The 6,000-nt window shown below is 67.2% G+C and carries 5 protein-coding genes and 1 pseudogene; 4 read left to right on the top strand and 2 right to left on the bottom strand.

Going from position 1 to position 6,000, the window contains the following annotated elements; all coding sequences use genetic code 11:
* Window positions 1–456: 456 nt before the first annotated feature.
* Entirely contained in the window at window positions 457–675 is a 219-nt protein-coding gene (locus AC07CM_RS27890) for a hypothetical protein (protein WP_478879183.1), read from the bottom strand.
* A 425-nt stretch (window positions 676–1,100) separates the two neighbouring features.
* Here AC07CM_RS27890 and AC07CM_RS27885 point away from each other — a divergent pair, with 425 nt between their 5' ends.
* The 4 genes and pseudogenes from AC07CM_RS27885 (at window position 1,101) to AC07CM_RS27870 (ending at window position 3,554) form a co-directional block, all read left to right on the top strand.
* Complete coding sequence (locus AC07CM_RS27885; RefSeq protein WP_478879182.1) at window positions 1,101–1,778, top strand: hypothetical protein; 678 nt, start codon at window positions 1,101–1,103, stop codon at window positions 1,776–1,778.
* A gap of 211 nt (window positions 1,779–1,989) precedes the next feature.
* A pseudogene (locus AC07CM_RS27880) lies at window positions 1,990–2,286 on the top strand (transposase); the annotation flags it as partial.
* A 277-nt stretch (window positions 2,287–2,563) separates the two neighbouring features.
* Window positions 2,564–2,704: a hypothetical protein gene (locus AC07CM_RS27875; RefSeq protein ID WP_478879181.1), complete on the top strand. Its 141-nt coding sequence runs from the start codon at window positions 2,564–2,566 to the stop codon at window positions 2,702–2,704.
* A 373-nt stretch (window positions 2,705–3,077) separates the two neighbouring features.
* The gene (locus AC07CM_RS27870) at window positions 3,078–3,554 is read left to right on the top strand and encodes a hypothetical protein (RefSeq protein ID WP_478879180.1); all 477 of its coding nucleotides are present in this window, start codon (window positions 3,078–3,080) and stop codon (window positions 3,552–3,554) included.
* A gap of 13 nt (window positions 3,555–3,567) precedes the next feature.
* Here the strand turns inward: AC07CM_RS27870 and AC07CM_RS27865 are convergent, their stop codons facing one another.
* On the bottom strand, window positions 3,568–5,583 hold the full coding sequence (locus AC07CM_RS27865) for a ricin-type beta-trefoil lectin domain protein (protein WP_478879179.1): 2,016 nt from the start codon (window positions 5,581–5,583) through the stop codon (window positions 3,568–3,570).
* Window positions 5,584–6,000: the final 417 nt, after the last annotated feature.

Below are 6,000 nucleotides of genomic sequence, written 5' to 3'. Positions count from 1 at the left end.
TCGTTGCTGATCAAGTTGCCGTGGGGGTGTCGGATGCCGTCGATGCGGGCGGTTCTGGAAGCGCGGCGGAAGGCCGCGGTAGTGCGGGTGGAGGATCTCGAAGCCGAACTCAAGTGGGTGCGGGCGGACTTGGCTGACGCCGAAGAGGTTCTCCCACCCCGCCCATCACGCAGACGGCTTGACTCAGCCCGAGGCCACAAAGCCGGCAGCGTGGTTAAGGTCGGCGGGGGTGCAGCGAGACACACGCGCGCCTGGTCGGTCGGCGTGCCCGCCGTCGTGGCTGACTTTCGTCGGCTGAGGCACAAACGATCTCCGAGACGAGGTGCCGCCCGCGCTGGTGGAGCAGCCTATGACCTTGACTCGGTCATTGAAACTCCTGGCCTAAGTCGCTACGCCGACCTCACATGTTCGCGGTCACTGGCACGTCCAGCACCGCTCAACCGACGCGGGTAACCGTCAGGGACGCTTCCTCATTGCGCGCAGCCCGAGCCAGTACGCGAGGACTGCAACCGCCAAGCTGACGAGAGCGGCGGCGACGTGGGCGTACTCCACGTGGTCCAGCTGATCCGCGGCGTCTTGAACCGGCTCGGAAACGAAGAGGAAGGCGGTTGTGGCGGCAAAGAATGCTCCGGCCTCGTCCTTGGTCCACCGTGCCTTCGGGGAATCGCTCTTCACAGGGCCGTTGTATCGAACACTCGGACGGTGCACAAGATCCGCTGCTTTCACGTCGAGGGGCGGTCTCGCAATGGGAAGCCGTGCCCCGGTCGTGCCCGATCCAACGGGGAGCCGCGGGAAACAGCGGCCACTCATGGGCAGGGCCCCACACGACGGCTCCTGACCGACTTACCTGGTCAGGGGCCGCTCACCTGGCGGTGGGTGTGAGATTTGAACCCACAGTGACTCGCGCCACGACGGTTTTCAAGATCGTTCCCTCAGCTTGTACGTCAACCTCGGCCACCGCTTGGCGGGTCGTACGGGCTCACTCATCTGGGAGCTGCCGGACAGGCGGACGGACCTTGGCCAAAGTCTGATTCGCAAGTTGAGCGACGGTGGAAGCCCATACGATCTGGTTGACTTGATGCGGGGCTGGCGGGGAGATCATGATCGAGCTGATCAAGGTGCTGGTCGAGGCACTGAGCCAGGGGCTACCGGGGCTCAGGGGCATTCGAGATGATGCAAGGCGGCGGCGGCTCGGGGCAGCCCTCTTCATGATCTATGTGCGGCTCAGCGAGGCGATGATGACCGCCGATGAGATCGTCCAGCGGCTTGAGGATTACGTAGCGGCGGTCCGGCGGGATGATCCCGATGCGCCGCGCTACGGACACCGGCTGACGCCGCTGGCGACCAAGCAGGTGGCCGATCTGAACCGGATCAAGGCGGTTCTGCGGGAAAGGAGCGCTGCCCTCCACGTGGTGAGCAGCGATGCGTACATGAAACTGGGGCCGTTCGTCGGGGAGAAGTCCAACGCACTCGACGGTCTCATTCGGCTAACTCGCGGAGGACGGCTGCCCCTCGAACCCAGCCACCTGGCACGCAGTGAGCCGCCCCCGGACGCCGACCGTGCTCACTGGCCCCAGGTGGCGTTCCCCACCGCCCAGGACTGGGGCCCCGAGATCTACCCCAGTGTGGTGGAGTACCTCGAAGTTCGAGAGCCACGGAACCAGATCTCCGAGATACGCGACGCCCTGGCCATCCTTCGGGCCGCGCTGGAGACCCACTTCCCGGTGGCGGACGTGCTACTGGAACTGGACGACGCAAGCGTGGACGAAGAACACTGAGCTTGTCTCTAGAGGTCTGAGGTCGAAATGAGCCTCGAACTAGGCCGCTCACCTGGACGTTCGCCGGCGCCGGAGCGGCCGTCGTCCGACGATATGCTCCGACCAAGGCGCACCGATCAAGACGAACCGTGTAGGTGAGTCTGCTGCTTGATGCCGGTCCCGGGGAAGTGTCGCGAACGCGTCACGCTTCCGGGACGACCTATTCGACTGCCTGATCGTTCGCGGGGATGAACTGTTAGAGCTGGTGGACGCGTTGCTCTGTGCAGACCGGCCGGTGACCTCGCCGGTGGACTTGACTCTGGTGGCCGAGCACTGGCGCGGGGCCATGTACGACGCATGAACCGTGAGACACGTCGATGTGCCCCGGCTGCGGCAGGTGCCGGCCGGTCTCCCCATGCCGCAGGCCCCCGACGCGCGCCGGGTGCTAGCGGTCGACACCAGCCACTGGCTCCGCCGGGCGGCGCCGACCAGCGCCGACCGTCTGTTCTGCCACGTCTACGGCTGCAGCGTAGCCTGCCGGTAAGGCTACGCCGGCACCGCATGGTGCCCGTTCTGCCGCTAAAGGCGACGTCGCCAGGCGTTCCAGCGCCATCCGGCGTAGTCCTCACAGGTCACCATGCGCCCGTTGCTGGCCTTGAGAGTGCGGCCGTGGTCGTACTCACCCTCCACGACAACTCCGGGTCGGATGCCAATCGGCCAAAGCGATAGGGATGGGCACCACCCGCTCAGCGGTCAGCAGTTCCCGCACACTCATCCGCACCGGCAGGCTGCGATCCTCCTTGAGGATGACCTCCATCCCGGCGGCCAGACTCGCGCTCCACGGCCTCGACTGTCTCGCCGTCCAGCCGCAAGCGGCTTTCGACGCCAAGCGAGAAGTCTCCCGAGCAGTCCGCGAGCACCTGCGCCACCGCGGGATCCGCGCGTGATCCCCGCTCCGGCCGATCAACGCGGCCACCGGCTTCGCCGCGGAAGCCACGGCGGCAGGCCACTCGCGTTCGACCGCGAGGCATACAAGCAGCGCGCAACACGGTTGATCGCTGCGTCAACCGCTCGAAACAGTGGCGAGGCATTGCCACCCCCTACGAGCAGACCGCGACCATCTACCCGGCCGTACTCCACATCGCGGGCAAAGGCCGAAAGTTCCGAAGGCGGACCACCCTCCCGCGCCATGCAGGAACTCGGCATACTTCCGCTCTGACTCGCGACGCTGCGGTGTGATCAAGGCTGATCAGCCGCACCGACAAGTTGTGCCGGGAGCGCGGGGGCAAACTGACCGCTGACAATTCGCAGGGGGTAGCGATGCGGCTGTTTCGGGTGGAGGCCGTGGTGTGCGCGGACAGCCACGAAATGCTGGTGGGGGATGCGACGCAGCAGGGGGACGCGGAGCTGCTGGCAGCCGAGTCCGCTCGGGAACGGGAGCCCGAGGCCGAGGCGTTTCGATGGCCGGGAGGGGACCAGCTGCTGATTATCACGCGCGGCGAACTGGTGACGCTCGCGATAGAGGGGTGGGATGCGCAGCCGCCGGTTGATCACGAACAGGAGTCGGGGTGGGGGTGGGAGTCGTGCGGCCGATGGGACGCCATGGATGAGCTGTTCGCCGGCGACATGGGCCCGGGCGGCCCGGCGTTCACCTCGGCCGGGTTTCCGATGATGCCCCCTGGCCCTTACGCGGTGCGGGCTCGGGCGGCGGGGCGCACCGCCCCGGACGACTTCGTCGACATCGACGAGGAGGGGCCCGGGGCGGAGAGGTACTTGGTGCAATACTGGCCGGAGTGAAAGGCGTCCGCCGTCAGTTGTCCTCGGCGAACTCCCAGCGCTGCTGCGGGACTCCGCTGCATGCCCACAGCTGCGGAACGTCACCCTCGTTCTGTTGCAGCGCATCAACGCACTGCGCTTGGTCCGAGGCGGGCCGCAGGGTGAAGTCCTGACGCGTCCCAGACACCGGGTCGAACACGAACTCCTGCGCGGTCGTGCCGTTGCAGGTGGCGACCCTAAGCGGGCTGGCGTTTGCTGTACTTCCTGAGTCGTCCAGGCAGAGCGAAGTGTCGTGCGCCGGGTGTAGGATCCTTGTACCGCCCGGCCCGTCCTCGAACCACCACCACTGCTCGTTGCTGTCGAGGTCGGGCCACTCCACGATCCGAGTGCCGGAGCCGCCGGCCTCGGCGACCGCCAACGCGTATTCGTTGGCCTCGGTGAAGAGCTGGACCGGACCGTGCCAGTCGTCGGCCGGATCGGCCGCCGGTGTGGTACCTGCATCAGCAGTCGCGGTGGCCGGTGCGGTCATGGAGGCTGGAGATCCGGTGGACCTCGCAGACCTGGCGTCGTTCACCACGTCGATGCTGAATACGTCGCCGCCCAGTATGCGGTCGAGGGCGTACCAGTCAGCGAGCTCGTTGCCCCCCGCCCGGTTCTGCGGGCCGTTGATGGCGCGCGCGGAGTAACGGTTCAACAGGTTCCCGTTGCTGTCGCGCGCCGCCGCGCCTTCCTCTGTCGACGCGAATGGGAACTCATCGCACTCGCGGCTGCGCAGCCCCGTGCCGGGGTCGACAACGTAGTCATCCGGCGCCGACACGGCGATGCACGTCTTCTTCGCGTAGTAGCGGTTCTGCCGGGTTGCCTTCACATTCCCCACCATGCGATGGAGGAAGTCGCCGCGCGTACCCGGAACGAAGTCCTTGCCCGGCCACTTGCCCGGGATCGTCTTACCCGGCCACTTCGGGTCGGTGTTCGCCGGCGCAGTGAACGCGTCGAGGATGTGCTGGGCCGCCTGCTGCATACCGTACGAGGGGTTGGTGTGGTACCGCAGGAACGGCAGCACGCGCGGGAAGACCGTGCCCTGTTTGAACACCAACCCCTGCGTCTGGAGCCGAGGCGTCCACAGGTAGCGCGCGGAGTCGAAGCGGACTAAGTCCGGTGTGGTACAGGCCACTTCTTCCTTGCCCGACTCGCACGCCTGAATGCGGCTCGTCGTCGACTGGCTGTACGGCTGGAAGATCCCGGCGAACGACCCGGCCGCCAGCTTCTCGCGGGTCTTCGGGTCGCCGGTCGAGACGTCGGAGCCGAACGAGTACGAGAACGTGCTGCGGCCAAGCCGGCTCTGCGCGATCCAGATGGAGACGGGCGCGACCCGATAGTCGCCGCTGCGCCGGGCGCAGGATGTGGCGGGGTTCGGATCCCCGAGGCATTCCATCCCGACCTCAAGCTGTGATCCGAGCACGATGCCCGGATTGAACTCCACAATCTTGCCCTTGCCCGCGTTGCCGTCCAGGTAAGGAGGCGAGAATTTGTCGACGGCCAGCTGGAACCCGGCGATGCGCCCGGTGGCCGGGTCGTTGCTACGCGAGCCCCAGCCGACCAGCGTCGCACGGAACTTGACGCTGCCGAAGTACCGGGTGTTGGACGCGTCGTAGATGCTGTAGGTGATCGTGTCCCACTGGCAGTACGAGTAGTGGTCCCGAACCCAGCCGTGGTACTTGCCGGCGCCGTTGCCGCGTGTCTTCTGCTTGCGGCAGTCGCCCAGGCTGATGTGCGGCGGGAGTCCGGCCGCGAGTGATTGGAGCCTGCCGGCGTCCGCTCCTGCCCCCTGACCGGAACGTGCCGCCGCCCGCTGCTGCGCATTCGGGTCGGCCCCCGAAGAGAGGGCGGCCCGCACGCCGTCGGCTGCGGCGCTGGACGGGGACCCTGCGGGGGCATCGACGCGGATGACGGCGTGGGTGCGCCGAGCTGACTGCGCAGCCTTGGCGGCGGTGTCACCGGCAAGGAAGCGGACGGGGTGGCCTGGAAGGGCCTCGTTTTGGAGGGACACGGTGGCTCGCTCCCCTGGCGCCGCAGCTGCGCTGCTGACAGCCACCAGGGGAGCGAGTAACGCCCCGGCTGCGGCAACAATGAGCCACCGCGCGGCGCCGGGTAGTTTCCTTGGGGCCAAAAGCTCTTCTCGTCGTGTGCCGCGCTGTCTCATGTCCACCTCTGGCTCGATTCTGTGAGCCCCGGCGTGTGCTCCTATCGGCTCTCCCAGTCCCGTGGTGAGCCGGTTTCGCAGCGGTGTGAAGAGGCGCGCTCGGTCCTCGGCTGCACCGGACGCCGGCTCGTCCCGGAGCGGCCCACGCACTCGCAGGGCGGGTAGTTCTGGGCCGTGTGAGCAGCTTCCTCACCGGGGCGTGGTGTGCGACGAGCGTGTTCGATGGGCCCAGTTGGTGGCCAGCCGAACGGGACAGGCGGAGAC

The sequence above is a fragment of the Streptomyces sp. NPDC044061 genome (genome assembly GCF_056434305.1).
Note: the sequence above shows the minus strand (reverse complement) of the source record. Positions and strands in the feature narration are given on the sequence as shown.